This is a genomic window from Streptomyces sp. NPDC107581, from assembly GCF_055657175.1.
On record NZ_JBVKBH010000008.1, the window covers coordinates 368,157 to 386,072 of the forward strand.

10 protein-coding genes and 1 pseudogene are annotated in these 17,916 nt (G+C 72.2%); 4 read left to right on the top strand and 7 right to left on the bottom strand.

Annotated features, from left to right (window positions below):
• Nucleotides 1–277: 277 nt before the first annotated feature.
• Together ACZ7P3_RS23055 and ACZ7P3_RS23060 are read right to left on the bottom strand one after the other, a co-directional pair.
• On the bottom strand, nt 278–1,354 hold the full coding sequence (locus tag ACZ7P3_RS23055) for a PadR family transcriptional regulator (RefSeq protein WP_472084505.1): 1,077 nt from the start codon (nt 1,352–1,354) through the stop codon (nt 278–280).
• 1 nt (nt 1,355) lies between these two features.
• Complete coding sequence (locus tag ACZ7P3_RS23060) at nt 1,356–2,279, bottom strand: DUF4097 family beta strand repeat-containing protein (RefSeq protein WP_472084507.1); 924 nt, start codon at nt 2,277–2,279, stop codon at nt 1,356–1,358.
• Between the two features lie 409 nt (nt 2,280–2,688).
• Between ACZ7P3_RS23060 and ACZ7P3_RS23065 the strand changes: the two genes are divergently transcribed.
• Entirely contained in the window at nt 2,689–2,868 is a 180-nt protein-coding gene (locus ACZ7P3_RS23065) for a DUF6104 family protein (RefSeq protein WP_003992906.1), read from the top strand.
• 165 nt (nt 2,869–3,033) lie between these two features.
• Here the strand turns inward: ACZ7P3_RS23065 and ACZ7P3_RS23070 are convergent, their stop codons facing one another.
• The 4 genes from ACZ7P3_RS23070 to ACZ7P3_RS23085 all read right to left on the bottom strand — a co-directional run bounded on the left by ACZ7P3_RS23070 (nt 3,034) and on the right by ACZ7P3_RS23085 (nt 9,783).
• On the bottom strand, nt 3,034–6,846 hold the full coding sequence (locus ACZ7P3_RS23070; protein ID WP_472084509.1) for a multifunctional oxoglutarate decarboxylase/oxoglutarate dehydrogenase thiamine pyrophosphate-binding subunit/dihydrolipoyllysine-residue succinyltransferase subunit: 3,813 nt from the start codon (nt 6,844–6,846) through the stop codon (nt 3,034–3,036).
• A 291-nt stretch (nt 6,847–7,137) separates the two neighbouring features.
• Complete coding sequence (locus tag ACZ7P3_RS23075; RefSeq protein WP_472084511.1) at nt 7,138–8,259, bottom strand: HAMP domain-containing sensor histidine kinase; 1,122 nt, start codon at nt 8,257–8,259, stop codon at nt 7,138–7,140.
• The gene (locus ACZ7P3_RS23080; RefSeq protein WP_472084513.1) at nt 8,256–8,996 is read right to left on the bottom strand and encodes a response regulator transcription factor; all 741 of its coding nucleotides are present in this window, start codon (nt 8,994–8,996) and stop codon (nt 8,256–8,258) included. The genes ACZ7P3_RS23075 and ACZ7P3_RS23080 overlap by 4 nt, the downstream gene beginning before the upstream one ends.
• Before the next feature lie 109 nt (nt 8,997–9,105).
• Nucleotides 9,106–9,783 (bottom strand): spermine/spermidine synthase domain-containing protein, encoded by a 678-nt coding sequence (locus tag ACZ7P3_RS23085; protein WP_472084515.1) that lies wholly within the window; start codon nt 9,781–9,783, stop codon nt 9,106–9,108.
• A 229-nt stretch (nt 9,784–10,012) separates the two neighbouring features.
• Here ACZ7P3_RS23085 and ACZ7P3_RS23090 point away from each other — a divergent pair, with 229 nt between their 5' ends.
• The 3 genes and pseudogenes from ACZ7P3_RS23090 to ACZ7P3_RS23100 all read left to right on the top strand — a co-directional run.
• Nucleotides 10,013–10,825: a rhomboid-like protein gene (locus ACZ7P3_RS23090; protein WP_472084517.1), complete on the top strand. Its 813-nt coding sequence runs from the start codon at nt 10,013–10,015 to the stop codon at nt 10,823–10,825.
• A 332-nt stretch (nt 10,826–11,157) separates the two neighbouring features.
• Nucleotides 11,158–13,578 (top strand): endopeptidase La, encoded by a 2,421-nt coding sequence (lon, locus tag ACZ7P3_RS23095; RefSeq protein WP_472084519.1) that lies wholly within the window; start codon nt 11,158–11,160, stop codon nt 13,576–13,578.
• 224 nt (nt 13,579–13,802) lie between these two features.
• Nucleotides 13,803–14,696: pseudogene (locus ACZ7P3_RS23100) on the top strand (serine/threonine-protein kinase); the annotation flags it as partial.
• Between the two features lie 609 nt (nt 14,697–15,305).
• Here ACZ7P3_RS23100 and ACZ7P3_RS23105 read toward each other — a convergent pair.
• Nucleotides 15,306–17,675, bottom strand: coding sequence for a SpoIIE family protein phosphatase (locus tag ACZ7P3_RS23105; protein ID WP_472084521.1), 2,370 nt, complete (start codon nt 17,673–17,675; stop codon nt 15,306–15,308).
• Nucleotides 17,676–17,916: the final 241 nt, after the last annotated feature.

The following is a 17,916-nucleotide window of genomic DNA, read 5'->3' on the forward strand; positions in this document are numbered from 1 at the left end:
GCGGGCGGCCGGGCCGTCCGGCCCGGCCGGGCTCCTTGGACGGACCCCGGCCGACAGCCTCCGGCGGGCGGTTCGGGCGTACCGTTCCGGGCGCCCCGTTCCGGGCACCTCGGTTCGGGCGTGCCCCTCCGGATGCAAGGCTCCCGGCGTGCCGGTTCTGGCGTACCACTCCGGATGCAAGGCTCCGGGGTACCGGTTCGGGCGCACTGTTTCGGGCGTACCGCCCCGGCGGTGCACCCGGTGAGAGCGGGGCACCGCCGTGCCGGGGCCGGGGGTCTCAGACCTTCGGGCCGCGCAATATCGCCCCGATGCGGGCCGCTGCCGTGGACAGGTGGCTGCGGGCGTCGCGGAGCTGGTCGCCGCTGACGCCGTGGTCGCGGGCCGCGTCGCGGATGTCGTCGCGGAAGCGGTCCAGAAGGCGGTCCAGGTCACGGACCGGTTCGCCGGTGGGGTCCTCGTGGGCCCAGGACGGTTCGTACTCGGCGGGGAAGTCCTCCGGGGTGGAGGAGTAGTCCGGTTCGGCCGCGGGGGCGGACTTGCGCGGGCCCGGGGCCGGCTCTTCGGCGGGGCGGCCGAAGCCGAAGTCCTTGCCGAACTCCTTGCCGTAGCCCTTCCCGAACTCACCGAACTCCTTGGCCAGTTCGGTCAGTCCCTCCCGTACACCGGTCGGCCAGTCGCCGCGTGCGAAGTGGTCCTGGACGCGGTCCTGTACGTGCCGGGCGATGCGCTGCATCTCCTCCTGCGCCTGGGCCCGCGCCCGCGACTGGGCCTCCTGGGCCTGACGGCGGGCCCGCTGGGCCTCCTCGCGGGCCCGGCGGCTCTCGTCCTTCGCGCGGCGGGCCTGTTCCTTCCACTCCTGCTTGACCCGGCGCATCTCCTCCTTGGCGGCCCGCCAGGCCTCCTTGTCGCCGAGGTCGCCGTACTCCCCGAAGGGGCCCGCCTCGCCCGGGGCGGCCTTGCCGCCCTTGCGGGCCTCGGAGGCGGCCGCGAGCATCTCGCGCCGCAGATCGCCGGCCGCACCGCGTACATCGGCCCTTATCTCGGCGGCGAGTTCGGCGACGGACTCACGGATCTCCAGCTCCAGGTCGGCCAGTTCACCGCTGCGGTCGGCCAGCTCGGCGCGGCCGGCGTCCGTGATGGCGTACACCTTGCGGCCGCCCTCGGTGGTGTGGGTGACCAGGCCCTCGGCCTCCAGCTTGGCCAGACGCGGGTAGACCGTGCCCGCCGAGGGGGCGTACAGGCCCTGGAAGCGCTCTTCGAGGAGCCTGATCACCTCGTAGCCGTGGCGCGGGGCCTCGTCGAGCAGCTTGAGCAGATAGAGGCGGAGACGGCCGTGGGCGAAGACGGGAGGCATCTCAGAGCACCTTCTTGTCGGTCGTGTCGTCGGCCGGGGCGGTGGGCGCCTCTGCGGCTGCGGGGGCGGCGGGAGGCTCGGTCTCCCAGGGGGCGTCCTCGGAGGTGTTCTTCACGTCCTCGCCCGGCGGGCGGCGCAGCAGGGCGATGGACCCGGAGACCGTGGTGGCCCGGAGCCTGCCGTTGCCCGCGCCGAGCCGGCCGGTGATCTTGTGGGCGCCCCACTGGCCGTGCACCCGCAGTCCGTCGAATGCGTTGGAGATCGTGCCGCTCGCGGTGTTCGCCTCCACCTCCGCGTCCGCCGGGTGCGGCAGGCGGATGGCGATCTCGCCGGAGACACTGGTCAGCCGGACGTCGGTGGGGCCGTCCGGGTCCAGGTCGATGATCATGGAGCCGCTGACGGAGTCGGCGTGGACGGAGGGGCCCGAGCCCTCGACCACGGTCAGGTCGCCGGAGACCGAGTTGAAGCGCAGGTCGCCGGTGACGGCCTGGGCCTCCAGGTTTCCGGACACCGTGTCGGCGCGGACCGGGCCGGAGAGGCCCACGAGGGTCGTGTCGCCGTTGACCCCCTTGACCACCGAGGGGCCGCTGATGCCGGATACGACGGCGCCGGCGCTGACCACGCCGACCTCCACGCGCGTGTCGGCGGGGACCGCGAGGGAGACGACGGCGCTGCGGCGCCAGCCCTTGCGGTCGAGCCACTTGAGGAAGCCCTTCCAGGGCAGGTCCTCATAGGCCACGGTGAGGGTGCCGTCCTGCTGTGTGACGATCAGGGGTGGGCCCTCGATGTCCGAGACCTCCAGGCGGGCGGAACTCTCGTCGGTGCCCACGACGTTCACCGTTCCGTTGACGATGCGTACGTGCAGATTGCTCACGGCGGTGTCGAAGGTGAGCTTTCGGGGCTCGGCGACGGACCACTCGGACATGGGGACCTCCTCGACCGGACGCGGTCGCGACGCCGCGACACGCCATATCGCGTCTTCTGTCAAACACGATATATCGTGGCGACGGAAAGTCAAGACACCCTTTCGTGGGCGCCGGCGGGCCGGAACGCGGCCGGAAGCGGGACTGTATGGGGCGCTTGGTGGTCATATCGCCTAGCGCGTGACCTTGTCGACCGATGCCGGCGGAGCCGGTGGTCGGCGGTGTGCCGCCGTCTGCCACCGTGCGTGCAGCCGCGTGCAGCCGCGTGCAGCCGCGTGCAGCCGAGTGCAGCCGAGTGCAGCCGCGTGCGGCCGCCCGTGCCGTCAGGGCCGGCGTCCCGGTGGCGTCACTCCGCATAGGCTGTTCCTGGATTCACCATCCGTCCGGACGTCCACGCAGGAGAGGCAACCCATGTACTTCACCGACCGCGGTATCGAGGAGTTGGAGAAGCGGCGCGGCGAGGAAGAGGTCACCTTCGAGTGGCTTGCCGAGCAGCTGCGCACGTTCGTGGATCTCAACCCGGACTTCGAGGTGCCCGTCGAGCGGCTCGCGACCTGGCTCGCCCGGCTCGACGACGAGGACGACGAGTAACACCGGCCGGCACCGGCACACCGGCCGGCACCGGCACCGGCACACCGGCCGGCACCGGCCGCCGTCCCGGTCCGCCCGTGCGGTGCGCGAGCGCCGTCGAAAAGGGCCCGGCCCCGAGTCCTCACGAACTCGGGTCCGGGCCCTTCTGCGTGCCGTGCCGGGGCCTTACGCCTCGAACACCTCACGCACCAGCTGCTCCTGCTCGGCCTGGTGACGCTTGGCGGAGCCCACCGCCGGGGACGAGCCGTGCGGGCGCGAGATGCGCCGCAGCCGCTCACCGGCCGGGATGTCCGCGCCGACCGCCAGGTCCAGGTGGTCGATCAGGTTGAGCGCGATGAACGGCCAGGCACCCTGGTTCGCCGGCTCCTCCTGGGCCCACAGGTACTTCTCGGCGTTCGGGTACTTGTTGACCTCCGCCTGGAGCTCGGCACCCGGCAGCGGGTACAGGCGCTCGAGGCGGATGATCGCCGTGTCCGTGACACCGCGCTTGACCCGCTCGGCCTCCAGGTCGTAGTAGACCTTGCCCGCGCAGAAGACGACCTTGCGGACCGCGGCCGGGTCGACCGTCGAGTCGCCGATGACCGGGCGGAACTGGCCCGACGTGAATTCCTCCGTCTTCGACGCGGCGGCCTTCAGGCGCAGCATCGACTTCGGGGTGAAGACCACCAGCGGCTTGTGGTGCGGGTTGTGCACCTGCCACCGCAGGAGGTGGAAGTAGTTCGACGGGAGGGTCGGCATCGCGACCGTCATGTTGTTCTGGGCGCAGAGCTGCAGGAAGCGCTCGACACGGGCCGAGGAGTGGTCCGGGCCCTGGCCCTCGTAGCCGTGCGGGAGCAGGAGGGTGACGCCGGACGTCTGGCCCCACTTCTGCTCCGCCGCCGAGATGTACTCGTCGACCACCGTCTGCGCGCCGTTGACGAAGTCGCCGAACTGCGCCTCCCACATCACGAGCGCGTCGGGGCGGGCCAGCGAGTAGCCGTACTCGAAGCCCATGACCGCGTACTCGGACAGGAGGGAGTTGTAGACGTTGTACCGCGCCTGCTCCTCGGCGAGGTACATCAGCGGCGTGAACTCCTCGCCCGTCTCGCGGTCGATGAGGACCGCGTGGCGCTGGCCGAAGGTGCCCCGCTGGGAGTCCTGGCCGGACAGGCGGACCGGGGTGCCCTCCAGGAGGAGGGAGCCGACCGCGAGGGTCTCGCCCATGCCCCAGTCGATCGTGCCGTCCTCGACCATCGTCGTCCGGCGCTGCAGCTGCGGCAGCAGACGCGGGTGGACGGTGAACTGGTCGGGGATGTTGACCTGGGACTCGGCGATGCGCTTGACGACCTCCGAGGAGATCGCGGTCGGGACCGCGACCGGGAAGCCGTCCTGCGGCGCCTGGACGTCCGCGGCGGTCGGCTGGGACGTGGCCTCGCGGACCTCGGTGAAGACCTTCTCCAGCTGGCCCTGGTAGTCCTGCAGCGCCTGCTCGGCCTCTTCCAGGGTGATGTCGCCGCGACCGATGAGGGACTCGGTGTAGAGCTTGCGCACCGAGCGCTTCTTGTCGATCAGGTCGTACATCAGCGGCTGGGTGAAGGCCGGGTTGTCCGACTCGTTGTGACCGCGGCGGCGGTAGCAGATGAGGTCGATCACGACGTCCTTGTTGAACGCCTGGCGGAACTCGAAGGCCAGACGGGCAACGCGGACGACGGCCTCGGGGTCGTCGCCGTTCACGTGGAAGATCGGGGCTTCGATCATGCGGGCCACGTCCGTCGCGTACATGGAGGAACGCGAGGACTCGGGGGCCGCGGTGAAGCCGACCTGGTTGTTGATGACGATGTGGACCGTGCCGCCGGTGCGGTAGCCGCGCAGCTGCGACATGTTCAGGGTCTCGGCCACCACGCCCTGGCCCGCGAAGGCCGCGTCGCCGTGCAGCGCGACCGGCAGGACGGTGAAGTCCGTGCCGCCCTTGTTGATGATGTCCTGCTTGGCGCGGGCGATGCCCTCGATGACCGGGTCGACCGTCTCCAGGTGGGACGGGTTGGCGGCCAGCGAGACCGTGATCTGCTCGCCGTCCAGGCCGGTGAAGGTGCCCTGGGCGCCCAGGTGGTACTTCACGTCGCCGGAGCCGTGCATCGACTTCGGGTCGAGGTTGCCCTCGAACTCGCGGAAGATCTGCGCGTACGACTTGCCGACGATGTTGGCGAGGACGTTCAGACGGCCGCGGTGGGCCATGCCGATGACGACCTCGTCCAGGCGCGACTCGGCGGCGGAGTCGATGACCGCGTCGAGCAGCGGGATGACGGACTCGCCGCCCTCCAGCGAGAAGCGCTTCTGGCCGACGTACTTCGTCTGCAGGAAGGTCTCGAAGGCCTCCGCCGCGTTCAGACGGCGCAGGATGCGCAGCTGCTCCTCGCGCTCCGGCTTGGTGTGCGGGCGCTCGATGCGGTCCTGGATCCACTTGCGCTGCTTGGGGTCCTGGATGTGCATGAACTCGATGCCGGTGGTGCGGCAGTACGAGTCGCGCAGCACGCCGAGGATGTCGCGCAGCTTCATCAGGGACTTGCCGGAGAAGCCGCCGACGGCGAACTCGCGCTCCAGGTCCCACAGGGTGAGGCCGTGCTCGGTGATGTCCAGGTCGGGGTGCTTGCGCTGTCGGTACTCCAGCGGGTCGGTGTCGGCCATGACGTGGCCGCGGACCCGGTAGGAGTGGATCAGCTCGAAGACGCGGGCGGCCTTGGTGACGTCGTCGTCGTGCGAGGCGTCGATGTCCTTGAGCCAGCGGACCGGCTCGTAGGGAATGCGCAGCGCCTTGAAGATGTCGTCGTAGAAGCCGTTCTCGCCCAGCAGCAGGTTCGCGACCTGGCGCAGGAACTCGCCGGAGGCGGCGCCCTGGATCACCCGGTGGTCGTAGGTCGACGTGAGCGTCATGACCTTCGAGATGCCGAGCTTGTTCAGGGTGTCCTGGCTGGTGCCCTGGAACTCCGCCGGGTAGTCCATGGAGCCGACGCCCATGATCACGGACTGGCCGGGCATCAGGCGCGGCACGGAGTGGACGGTGCCGAGGCCGCCGGGGTTGGTCAGGGAGACCGTGACACCGGTGAAGTCGTCCATCGTCAGCTTGCCGTCACGGGCGCGGCGGACGATGTCCTCGTAGGCCTGCCAGAACTCGAAGAAGTTCAGCGTCTCGGCCTTCTTGATGGCGGCCACGACGAGCTGGCGGTCACCGTTCGGCTTGACCAGGTCGATGGCCAGGCCGAGGTTGACGTGCGCCGGCTTGACGAGGGTCGGCTTGCCGTCCTTCTCGCCGAACGCGTAGTTCATTGCCGGCATGGCCTTGATGGCCTGCACCATCGCGAAGCCGATCAGGTGCGTGAAGGAGATCTTCCCGCCCCGGGCGCGCTTCAGGTGGTTGTTGATGACGATGCGGTTGTCGAACAGCAGCTTCACCGGGACCGCGCGGACCGAGGTGGCGGTCGGCAGCTCCAGGGAGGCGTTCATGTTCTTCGCCACGGCGGCGGCCGGGCCGCGCAGCGTGACCAGCTCGGGACCCTCCGGGGCCGCTGCGGCGGGCGCGGCGGGGGCCGCCTTCGCCTTCGGCTGAGCGGGCGCCTGTGCGGGCGTCGCCGGCTTGGCCGGGGCGGGAGCGGCGGCCTTCGCGGGCGCCGGGGCCTGGGGCTGGGCCGCGGCAACGGCGGCGGGCTTCGGGGCCGCCGGAGCCGGGGCCGGAGCGGCCGGGGCTGCCGGAGTCGCAGGCTGGGCCTGCGGGGCCGGGGTGGCGGTCTCTGCGGCCCCCGCGGCCGCAGCCGGAGCACCCGGCTTGTAATCGGCGAAGAAGTCCCACCAGGCACGGTCTACCGAATTCGGGTCCTGGAGGTACTGCTGATAGATCTCGTCGACGAGCCACTCGTTGGGACCGAACGCAGCAGCGGGGTTCTTCCCGGCTTGGTCGTCGGTCTTGGTGGTGGAGCTCGAGTTACTGGGGGACTGTGGCGACACGGCGGCAACCGCCCTCTTCCGCTTCACAAGGTGATGGACAGCGGGAATAAAGGCTACGCCTCCGAGACGGTGAAGGTCAGGTCGGGCCGGTTCATCGTCGCGTAAGTCACATCAGAAATCTTGTTTCAGGGCTTGATATGGCGGGAAACAAGCGTGGTTCCGCATCGGGGTGAGGGTGTGCGGGATCACCGAGCGGGGCCCGGCGCGACGGCGTCCCGGGCCTGTCCCTGATCACACGTGTCCGGCTGCGCGGACGTCTGTGGATCTTGTGGCTCCGATGCGGACTTTACGTCAACTTGGAACGGAAGTCAGTCCCGGGAGAGTGACGATGATCCTGCAGCCCCGCTCGGATTCGGCCACACCGATCCGGCCGCCGTGCAGATCCACCGCCCAGCGGGCGATGGCGAGGCCGAGCCCCGTACCGCCGTCGCTGCCCGGTCCGTGCGGCCGGGTCACCGCGCCGCGGTTGAACCGCTCGAACACCCGGTGCCACTCCGACCGCGGGATGCCGGGGCCCTCGTCCAGGATCTCCAGCTCCAGCGACTGGGCCTGCGGCCCGCGCCGCGCCTTCACGGTCACGCGTCCGTGCGGCGGGCTGTGCTTGACCGCGTTGTCGATCAGGTTGGCGACGACCTGGTGGATGCGCTCCGGGTCGGCGTGCGCGGTCAGCTCCGGCGGGGACACGTCGAGGTGCAGATGGACGTCCGTCCGCGTGTGACTGCCGGAGCCGGAGGCGATGCCCGCGCGCGCGGAGGCGACCATGTTGGCCTCCTTCAGCACGCCCGACAGGTACGGCCACACCTCGAAGCGGCGCATCTTCAGCGGTACGACGCCGTTGTCGAGCCGGGAGAGGTCCAGCAGGGTCTCCACCAGGCGGCCGAGGCGTTCGGTCTGCTTGAGGGCCGTGCGCATGGTCTCCGGATCGGCCTCGGTGACCCCGTCGACGATGTTCTCCAGCACCGCGCGCAGTCCCGCGATCGGGGTGCGCAGCTCGTGCGAGACGTTCGCGACCAGCTCTTTGCGCTGCCGGTCCTGCGCTTCCAGCTCGTCGGCCACGACATTGATCGTCTGGGCCAGGTCGCCCAGCTCGTCACGGCGGTTCTCCCGCACGCGGCGCGTGTAGTCGCCCTGCGAGATCGAGCGGGCCACCGCGTTCATCTCGTCCAGCGGCGCGGTGAGCGAATGCGCCACGAACTGCGTAATCAGCAGTGTGGCGATCATCGAGAAGACCGTGATGAAGCGCAGCTCCGTCTTGGTGTGCACCGCGATCATCGACAGACCTGTGGTGATCAGCACCGAGATGACGACCAGCGCGCCCAGCTTGGTCTTGATCGAGAACGGGCGCATGCCGCCCCAGGGTTCCTCTCCAGGAGCCCCGGGGCTCATCCGTGCGGCCTCCCGCCCGTCGCTCATGGCGTCGGTGTCTCCAGCGCGTAGCCGACTCCGTGCACGGTGCGGATCCGCTCGGCGCCGATCTTCCGGCGCAGCGCCTTGATGTGGCTGTCCACGGTCCGGGTGCCGGAGGCGTCCGCCCAGTCCCACACCTCGGCCAGCAGCTGCTCCCGGGAGAGGACGGCGCGCGGGGTGTTCGCGAGGCAGACCAGCAGGTCGAACTCGGTCGGCGTGAGGTGGACGTCGTCGGACTTCACCCGCACCCGGCGCTGAGCGTGGTCGATCTCCAGCTCGCCGAGGCGCAGGATGCCGGAGCGGGGGGTGGTGGCGGCCAGCGCGGCCCGCTCCATCCGCCGCAGCAGGACGTGCACCCGCGCGGCCAGCTCCCGCATCGAGAACGGCTTGGTCATGTAGTCGTCGGCGCCGACGCCGAGCCCGACCAGCATGTCGGTCTCGTCGTCGCGGGCGGTGAGCATCAGCACCGGCACCGGCCGCTGCGCCTGCACCCGCCGGCAGACCTCGAGTCCGTCGAAGCCCGGCAGCATGATGTCGAGGATCAGCAGGTCGGGCTGCCAGGCCTCGGCCGTGTCGACCGCGGCCGGACCGTCGGTCGCCGTCTGTACGAGAAATCCCTCGGCGCGGAGCCGGGCCGCGATGGCATCGACGATCGTGGGGTCGTCCTCGACGACCAGCACCCGGCGCTGCGCGCCCGGGGTGGTCGTGGCCGCGCCGGTCTGGGAGGTGTGTGTCTGCTCCATCGCCCGCCCCTGTTGCTTTCCGGAACCAGTGGGGTGATCCCATGACTGCGATTGACGCTTGAATGATCCGCGTCAGGGCAGCACATTACGGGGACTCACCGTGCCGTCGCTATCCAGGGCGGACGGCGAGATGCACGGCGTCCGGAACGCCCCGGGCAACGGGCACCTCTTCGGTACGCACCTGCCGGAACCCGGCATTCCGCAAGGTTCCTTCAAATTCCGGAGAGGGTTCCGCCGACCATACCGCCAGCACCCCACCGGGCCTCAACACCCGTGCGCAGGACGCGAGTCCGGCCGCCGAATAGAGGCCGTCATTGTCCTCGGTGACGGTCCAGGCGGGCCCGTTGTCGATATCGAGACACAGGGCGTCGAACGTGTCCGATGTCTCATTGACGTACGTCACGAGATCCGCTGCGACGATTTCGGTCCGCGGATCGGCGAGCGCCTCGGCGGAAAGCTCCGCGAGCGGGCCCCGCCGGTGCCAGTCGATCACGGCGGACTCCCGCTCCACGACGGTGATCCGCCCCCACCCCGGGTCCGCCGCCGCGTGTGCGAGCGAGAACCCCACGCCCAGTCCGCCGATCAGCACATCCGGTGCCGGGCGCCCGTCCAGCGCGCCGCGCGCGGCGTCGACCAGCAGCCGCTCCGAGCGCCCGTCGGACGTGTCCATCAGAAAGCAGCCGTTGGCGATGATCTGGAGGAGGCCGCCGTGCCGGCGCAGCACCACCTCCCCGTACGGGCCTTCGCGACGATCCAGGACCACGGGCGAGTCGTACACGGCAGTCATGGGTCCATCTTGGTGGAACGGAGGACGGGATTCTCGGGAATTCGAGGGGAAGGGGAGGAGTGGGGAGGGGCCGGGCCTGCAGGCGGGCGTGCTGCGGCCGGGGGCCGGGCCGCGGCGGACGCAGCCGGCGCTTCTGAGGTTGCTGTGAATCCGCTCTCGCGTGGCGTCGGTCATAGACAGCGGCCTCGTGAACGCGAAGGGTGGGGCGCGACGGAAGGAGCGCCTCACCGTGGAACGGACCGTGACCGGCCCTGCGACGGCCGTGTCCCCGCCCCTGGGTACGCCCCTTCCCGCCGGTCCGCTGCCGGACGTCGCCGGGCTGCTCGACGGCGTACCGCGCCAACGCGAGCTGCCCGCACCGCCGGCACCGGCCACGGCGCCGGCCCCCGCCGCGGCCCGCCGCTCCCCTTCGTCCTGGCATCTGCGGCCCTGGCGCCTGCTGCCCAGCCCCACCGGCACGCCGTTCACCTTCGTCTACGCGGCGGTCCTCGCCGTCACCTCCCTCGTCGCCGCCCAAGCCGCGCCCGGCCTCGTGCACGCGCTGTACCAGGACTCCAGCACCGACGTCGCCCATCTGGTGCGCACGCCCGTGCTGGTGCTGCTGGCGAGTGCGCTGTGGATCGCGGGCGGGATCGTCTCGCCGTACGCGGTCGCCTTCGTGCTGGTGCTGACCGCGCTGGAGCGGCGGATAGGCGGGGTGCGGGCGGCCTGTGTGTTCCTGGCGGGCCATGTCCTGGCCACCCTTGCCACGGAGGTCCCGGTCGGTCTCGCGGTCCTCTTCGGCCACCTCCCGGACACCTCTTTGCACCGCCTCGACTACGGCATCAGCTTCGGCGTCGCGGCCAGCACCGGGGCGCTGGCCGGCCTGCTCACCCCCTGGGTCCGCTGGCCCCTGCTCGCCATGGTCGCGGGCATGCTCGTCAACGACCTGATCGCCTTCCAGGACCCGATGACCAACTGGGGTCATCTGATCGCCCTCGGCATCGGCATCACCGGCTGGCCCCTGGTGCGCAGCCGGCGCCTGCCGTCGTCCGCCCGCTGAGTCCCGCCGCGACGTCCCCGGGGGCGCCGGGAAGTGTGCGACCGGCGCGGAGCACGAGGAAGCGTGCGACCGGCCGCGGGGTTGTACGAGCGGTCGCACCGGAGCAGCACCCATCCACCCGCGCATCCGTACCCGCACCCACACCCCCTTGCCGCACCCCCTTGCCACCCTCCCTCGGGCGCCCCCGCACCCACTCGCACCCCCGGCGCCTCTGCCTGCGCAGACACACCGGTCACCGGCTGATCGCCCAGAGCGAACAGGAACCGGGGAACATTGGCGGAGCCCCGTGCATTGAGTCGGCATAACTCAAGTTGACTGCCTAAGGGGAGATCATGGCTGCTGAGTCCACGGCGTTCACGCTCGTGCTGCCCGTGCTGCCGCTCGACGACGAGGTCGTGCTGCCCGGGATGGTGGTTCCGCTGGACCTGAGCGACGCCGAGGTGCGAGCCGCGGTGGAGGCCGCACAGGCCGCCGCCCGGGCGGAGCCGGGCAAGCCGAGGGTCCTGCTGGTGCCGCGCATCGACGGCACCTACGCCAGGACCGGTGTGCTCGGCACCGTCGAGCAGGTCGGCCGGCTGGCCGACGGCGACCCGGGGGCCCTGATCCGCGGCCGCGGCCGGGTGCGCATCGGCGCCGGTACGACGGGCCCGGGTGCGGCGCTGTGGGTCGAGGGCGCCCGCGTCGAGGAGACGGTGCCGGAACCGCTGCCCGGCCAGGTCGGCGAACTCGTCAAGGAGTACAAGGCCCTCGCCACCGAGTGGCTGAAGAAGCGTGGCGCCTGGCAGGTCGTCGACCGTGTCCAGGCCATCGACGACGTCTCCGCGCTGGCCGACAACTCCGGCTACTCGCCCTTCCTCACCGTCGAGCAGAAGGTCGCGCTCCTGGAGACCGCCGACCCGGTGGAGCGCCTCAAGCTCGCCACCCAGCAGCTGCGCGACCACCTCGCCGAGCAGGACGTGGCCGAGACCATCGCCAAGGACGTCCAGGAGGGCGTCGACAAGCAGCAGCGCGAGTTCCTGCTGCGGCGCCAGCTGGAGGCCGTCCGCAAGGAGCTGCGCGAGCTGAACGGCGAGCAGGACGGCGAGGAGTCCGACGACTACCGCGCCCGCGTGGAGGCCGCCGACCTGCCGGAGAAGGTCCGCGAAGCCGCCCTCAAGGAGGTCGACAAGCTGGAGCGGGCCTCCGACCAGTCGCCCGAGGGCTCATGGATCAGGACCTGGCTGGACACGGTCCTGGAGATGCCGTGGAACGAGCGCACCGAGGACGCCTACGACATCCGGGGCGCCAAGGCGATCCTGGACGCCGAGCACGCGGGCCTGGAGGACGTCAAGGAACGCATCACCGAGTACCTGGCCGTGCGCAAGCGGCGCGGTGACCGGGGGCTGGGCGTCATCGGCGGACGGCGCGGCGGTGCCGTGCTGGCCCTCGTCGGGCCGCCCGGGGTCGGAAAGACCAGCCTGGGCGAGAGCGTCGCACACGCCATGGGGCGCAAGTTCGTCCGGGTCGCGCTCGGCGGTGTCCGGGACGAGGCCGAGATCCGCGGCCACCGGCGTACGTACGTCGGCGCGCTGCCCGGCCGGATCGTCCGCGCCGTCAAGGAGGCCGGGTCCATGAACCCGGTCGTGCTCCTCGACGAGATCGACAAGGTGGGGTCCGACTTCCGCGGCGACCCGGCCGCGGCGCTGCTGGAGGTCCTCGACCCGGCGCAGAACCACACCTTCCGGGACCACTACCTGGAGGTGGAACTCGACCTGTCCGACGTGGTCTTCCTCGCCACCGCCAACGTCCTGGAGGCCATCCCGGAGGCGCTGGCCGACCGTATGGAGATCGTCCGGCTGGACGGGTACACCGAGGACGAGAAGGTCGTCATCGCCCGTGACCACCTGCTCCCGCGCCAGCTGGAGCGGGCGGGCCTGGCCGAGGACGAGGTCACGATCGACGAGGGCGCGCTGCGCCGGCTCGCCGGCGAGTACACCCGCGAGGCGGGCGTGCGCACTCTGGAGCGGTCCATCGCACGGCTGCTCCGCAAGGTCGCGGCCCAGCACGAACTCGGCCGGCGGGAACTGCCGTTCACCGTCCGGGACGAGGACCTGCGCGCTCTGGTCGGGCGTCCGCACCATGTGCCCGAGTCCGCCCAGGACCCGGCCGAGCGCCGTACGGCCGTGCCGGGCGTGGCGACCGGCCTCGCGGTCACCGGAGCCGGCGGCGACGTGCTCTTCGTCGAGGCGTCCCTCGCCGACCCCGAGACGGGCGCGGCCGGCCTGACCCTGACCGGTCAGCTGGGCGACGTGATGAAGGAGTCGGCGCAGATCGCGCTGAGCTTCCTGCGCAGCCACGGCGCCGAACTGGAGCTGCCGGTGGCCGACCTGAAGGACCGGGGCGCGCACATCCACTTCCCGGCGGGCGCGGTCCCCAAGGACGGCCCGAGCGCGGGCATCACGATGACCACGGCCCTCGCCTCCCTGCTCTCCGGGCGGCTGGTCCGCACCGACGTGGCGATGACCGGCGAGGTCTCGCTGACCGGCCGCGTGCTGCCCATCGGCGGTGTGAAGCAGAAGCTGCTCGCCGCCCACCGCGCCGGGGTGACCACCGTGATCATCCCCAAGCGCAACGAACCCGACCTGGACGACGTCCCGGCCGAGGTGCTGGACACGCTGGACGTCCACGCCGTGACCGACGTCCGCCAGGTCCTGGAGCTGGCACTCGCGCCCGCCGCGCACGGCGCGCAGCCGGAGGTTCCGCTCGCGGCGTGACGGACGCGAACGGATACGGCAAGGCCCGGGTCCCGTGAGGGAGGCCCGGGCCTTCGCCCTGCCCGGTACTAGGGGAGGCCGGGCCTTGGCCATGTCCTGGGCCTTGGCCCTGTCCCGTGCGAGGGGAGGGCCGACCTTCGCCCCGCCCCGTGCGAGGAGAGGCCGGACCTTCGCCCCGCCCCGTGCGAGGGCGCGCAGAGGGATCAACTCGATAGAATTCAGGCGTGAACGGGCAGGCGGGGCCGCCCTCCGCCCTGATCGGGACGGAGATCGCCGGCTACCGGGTGGAGCGCGAGCTGGGCCGCGGCGGCATGGCCGTCGTCTACTGCGCCAAGGACCTGCGGCTCGGCCGCACCGTCGCCCTCAAACTGCTTGCCCCCGAGTACACCCGCAACGACGCCTTCCGCCGCCGCTTCGCCCAGGAGTCCCGGGTGGCCGCCGCGATCGAGCACCCGCACATCGTGCCCGTCTTCGAGGCCGGCGAGACCGACGGCGTCCTCTACATCGCGATGTGCTACGTCACCGGGCAGGACCTGCGCGCCCTGCTCGACCGGGAGGGACCGCTCCCCGTACCGGCCGCGCTGCGCATCGCCGCCCAGCTGGCGTCCGCGCTGGACGCCGCCCACGAGCGCGATCTGGTGCACCGGGACGTCAAGCCGGGCAACGTGCTGGTCGCCAAGGGCGTCGACAGCGACCACCCCGAGCACGTCTATCTCACCGACTTCGGACTGGCGAAGAAGTCCCTGTCCCTCACCGGGTTCACCACCGCGGGCGAGTTCGTCGGGACCCTCGACTATGTGGCGCCGGAGCGGGTCGCGGGGCGCCCCGTGGACGGCCGGTCCGATCTCTACAGCCTGGCCTGTGTGGTCCACGAGATGCTCACGGGCGCCCCGCCCTTCCGCCGGGAGGACGATCTCGAACTGCTGTGGGCGCACCAGTACGACCCGCCGCCCGCTCTGAGCGACGAGCGCCCCGGTCTTCCGGCGGCGGCCGACGACGTCCTGAAGAAGGCACTGGCCAAGGCCCCGGGCGACCGGTACGGCTCCTGCCTGGAGTTCGTCGCGGCCCTGCGCGCCGCGCTGGCCGGGCCGGGCCCGCGCGAGCGTACGCCGACACGGGTGGATCCCCTGGTCACCGCACTCGCCGCTGCCGACGCTCTCGCTGATGTGCCTGCGGCCGACGCGCCTGCCGTCCACGTACCTGCGGCCGACGCCCCCGCTGACGTGCCTGCCGCCGACGCGCCTGCCGTCCACGTGCCTGCGGCCGACGCTCCCGCTGACGTGCCTGCGGCCGACGCTCTCACTGATGTGCCTGCTGCCGACGCGCCTGCCGTCCACGTACCTGCGGCCGACGCTCCCGCTGACGTACCTGCGGCCGACGCTCCCGCTGACGTGCCTGCCGCCGACGCTCTCGCTGATGTGCCTGCGGCCGACGCGCCTGCCCTCCACGCGCCTGCGGCCGACGCGCCTGTCGTCCACGCGCCTGCGGCCGACGCCCCCGCCGACGCGCCTGTCGTCCAAGCGCCTGGTGCCGACGCGCCTGCCGCCGACGCCCTCCCCGCCACCGACGCCACCGACGCCACCGACGCCACCGACGCCCTCCCCGCCCTCGGTCCGGTGCCCGATCCGCCCGCCTGGGCCGGCCCGGTCCTGGGGGGAGCGGCGTCGTAGCGGTTACTGGTTGACGGTTGCCGGATACCGGGTACCGGGCGTCCTGCGTGGCGGAGGTCAGCGCACGGACAGTGACTGCTCGGCCCACACGGTCTTGCCGACGCGGTCGTGCCGGGTGCCCCAGCGTTCGGCGAGCTGGGCGACGAGCAGCAGGCCCCGGCCCCCCTCGTCGAAGATCCGGGCGCGCCGCATGTGCGGGGTGGTGCCGCTGGAGTCGTAGACCTCGCAGATCAGGGTGGCGTTCTGGTGGATGAGCCGCAGCCGGATGGGCGGCCGGCCGTAGCGGATGGCGTTGGTGACCAGCTCGCTGACCATCAGCTCGGTGGCGAACGCGGCCTCGTCCAGTCCCCACACGGCCAGCTGGTCGCCGGTGTGCTTGCGGGCCCGGGCCACGATGGAGAACTCGCTGTCCAGCTCCCACACGGCGACCCGGTCGGCGTGCAGCGCCCGGGTGCGGGCGACGAGCAGGGCGATGTCGTCGTCGGGGCGGTGGCTCAGCAGCTCGGTGAGCACCCGGTCGCAGACCGAGTCCAGTGTGGGCGCGGGGCGGCCGAGCGCCGCGAACAGCTTGTCCAGGGCCTCGTCGATGTCGTGGTCGCGGGCTTCGAGCAGTCCGTCCGTGTAGAGGGCGAGCAGGGAGCCCTCGGGCAGTTCGGCCTCGAAGGCCTCGAAGGGCAGTCCGCCGAGCCCCAGGGGCGGGCCGGCGGGTACGTCGAGAAAGCGGACGACGCCGTCGGGGGTCATCACGGCGGGCGGCGGATGGCCGGCCCGGGCGAGCGTGCACCGGCGCGAGACGGGATCGTAGACGGCGTACAGACACGTGGTGCCGATGCCGCCGGCGGTCTCGGCGGCCGGGTCCGTGCTGCCCTCGTCCGCGGCCAGCCGCAGCACGAGGTCGTCGAGGTGGGTGAGCAGTTCGTCGGCGGGCAGATCGACGTCGGCCAGTGTGCGCACCGCCGTGCGCAGCCGGCCCATGGTGGCGGCAGCGCGGATGCCGTGGCCGACGACGTCACCGACGACGAGGGCGACCCGCGCGCCGGAGAGCGGGATCACGTCGAACCAGTCGCCGCCCACGCCGGCCCGGGTGGCGGCGGGCACATAGCGGGTGGCGATCTCCAGCGCGTCCTGGTCGGGCAGGACGTGCGGGAGCAGGCTGCGCTGCAGCGCCATGGTGGTGGTGCGGGCCCGGGAGTACCGGCGGGCGCTGTGCAGGCCCGCGGCCGTCCTGGCCGTGAGGTCCTCGGCGAGCCGCAGATCCTCCGGACCGAACGGCTCCGGGCGCCGGTGGCGGCCGAACAGGGCGACCCCGAGCGTGCTGCCCTCGGCGAGGATCGGCACCACCATCAGCGAGTGCGTGCCGTACGCGTGCAGCCAGGCGGCGGCCGGGTCCACGGCCGCCCACCCCGCGACCAGCGGGTCCGTGATGTCGTACAGGACGGACTGGCCCGAGATCAGGCAGTCGGCCGGCGGTGACCCCGGCTCGTAGGCGGTCGCCTCGCCCACCCGGGCCCCGGCCGCGGGGCCGTCGCCGTCCGTCGCGACCCGCAGCGCCGCGCGGCGCAGCACGACCGGGCCGGCCGCGCTCTCGAACACATCGGGCGGGCCGACCGGGGCCCGGGGGGAGTCGAGCAGGTCCACGGCGACGAAGTCGGCGAGCTGCGGGACCGCGGCGTCGGCGAGTTCCTGCGCGGCCCGCCCGAGGTCGGGGGAGGGGCCGGCGCGTGATGCGGCCTCGTCCGGGGACTGGTGCCCGGCGGCGGAGCTCCGGGCGCCCCGGTGCGCGGCGAGGCAGACGGCGCGCACGGTGCCGGTGCCGTCCTTGAGCGGGGTGAGGACGGTCGGCGGGCCGAGGTCCGGGCCGAGGCCGGCCGCCGCCTCCCGCGGTTCGCCGGTCTCCAGTACCTGGCGCATCGTCCGGTCGGCCTCGTCGCTCGCGGGGCCGGGCGCGATGTGCGGCAGGCGCAGCCCGCGCATCGCCGCCTCGGGCAGGGAGAGCGCGCGTTCCAGACGGCGGTTGGCGCGCGTCAGACGCAGTTCGGTGTCGAAGACGGCGAGCGGGAAGGGGGACTGGAGGAACGCCCATTCCTCCAGCGGTTCGCCCCGGGGCGGCTGGGGCCGGTCCGCGACGGCGCTCACCAGGAGCCAGCCGGTGCCGCCGGTGTCCGCCGTCCGGCGGTGGGCGAGCAGTCCCAGTTCGAGACACCGGCCGTCCCGGTGCCGCAGCGGCGCGGTGCCGTTCCACCGGTCCCTGCCGGCCAGGGCCCGCCGGGCCGCGCCGACGTCGGTGGCGAGCAGGGCGGCGGCGGACCGTCCGACGACCTGCGGAGCCTCGTAGCCGAGCAGCCGGCGGGCACCCTCGCTCCAGCCGGTCAGGATGCCCTGCTCGTCGATCGTGGCCGTGGCCGTGTACGCCGACTGTCGCTCCATCGCCCTCTCGCCCTTGCTCGGCAGGCTCTCCCTGACCAGGATGATCCTGGGCGGCGCGGAGCACCAACGCAGGCATGCGCACCGCAGCGGCGGCCGCCCGCAGGGGGACGGCCGCCCCGCGGCCACGGTCCTCGACCGGGGCTTCTCCTCCGGATCCCGCCGGGTCCGGTCACCAGGCTCGGTCACCCGGAGCCAAGCCGGTCACCAAGCGCGGTCACCCGGAGCCGGTCCGGTCACCAGG

What these genes read in the sequence shown, in the direction of transcription:
- ACZ7P3_RS23060 (WP_472084507.1), bottom strand. Translation starts at nt 2,279, where the DNA reads ATGTCCGAGTGGTCCGTCGCCGAGCCCCGAAAGCTCACCTTCGACACC.
- ACZ7P3_RS23075 (WP_472084511.1), bottom strand. Translation starts at nt 8,259, where the DNA reads ATGAGCGACGGGCGGGAGGCCGCACGGATGAGCCCCGGGGCTCCTGGA.
- ACZ7P3_RS23080 (WP_472084513.1), bottom strand. Translation starts at nt 8,996, where the DNA reads ATGGAGCAGACACACACCTCCCAGACCGGCGCGGCCACGACCACCCCG.
- lon (WP_472084519.1), top strand. Translation starts at nt 11,158, where the DNA reads ATGGCTGCTGAGTCCACGGCGTTCACGCTCGTGCTGCCCGTGCTGCCG.
- ACZ7P3_RS23085 (WP_472084515.1), bottom strand. Translation starts at nt 9,783, where the DNA reads ATGACTGCCGTGTACGACTCGCCCGTGGTCCTGGATCGTCGCGAAGGC.
- ACZ7P3_RS23055 (WP_472084505.1), bottom strand. Translation starts at nt 1,354, where the DNA reads ATGCCTCCCGTCTTCGCCCACGGCCGTCTCCGCCTCTATCTGCTCAAG.
- ACZ7P3_RS23105 (WP_472084521.1), bottom strand. Translation starts at nt 17,675, where the DNA reads ATGGAGCGACAGTCGGCGTACACGGCCACGGCCACGATCGACGAGCAG.
- ACZ7P3_RS23065 (WP_003992906.1), top strand. Translation starts at nt 2,689, where the DNA reads ATGTACTTCACCGACCGCGGTATCGAGGAGTTGGAGAAGCGGCGCGGC.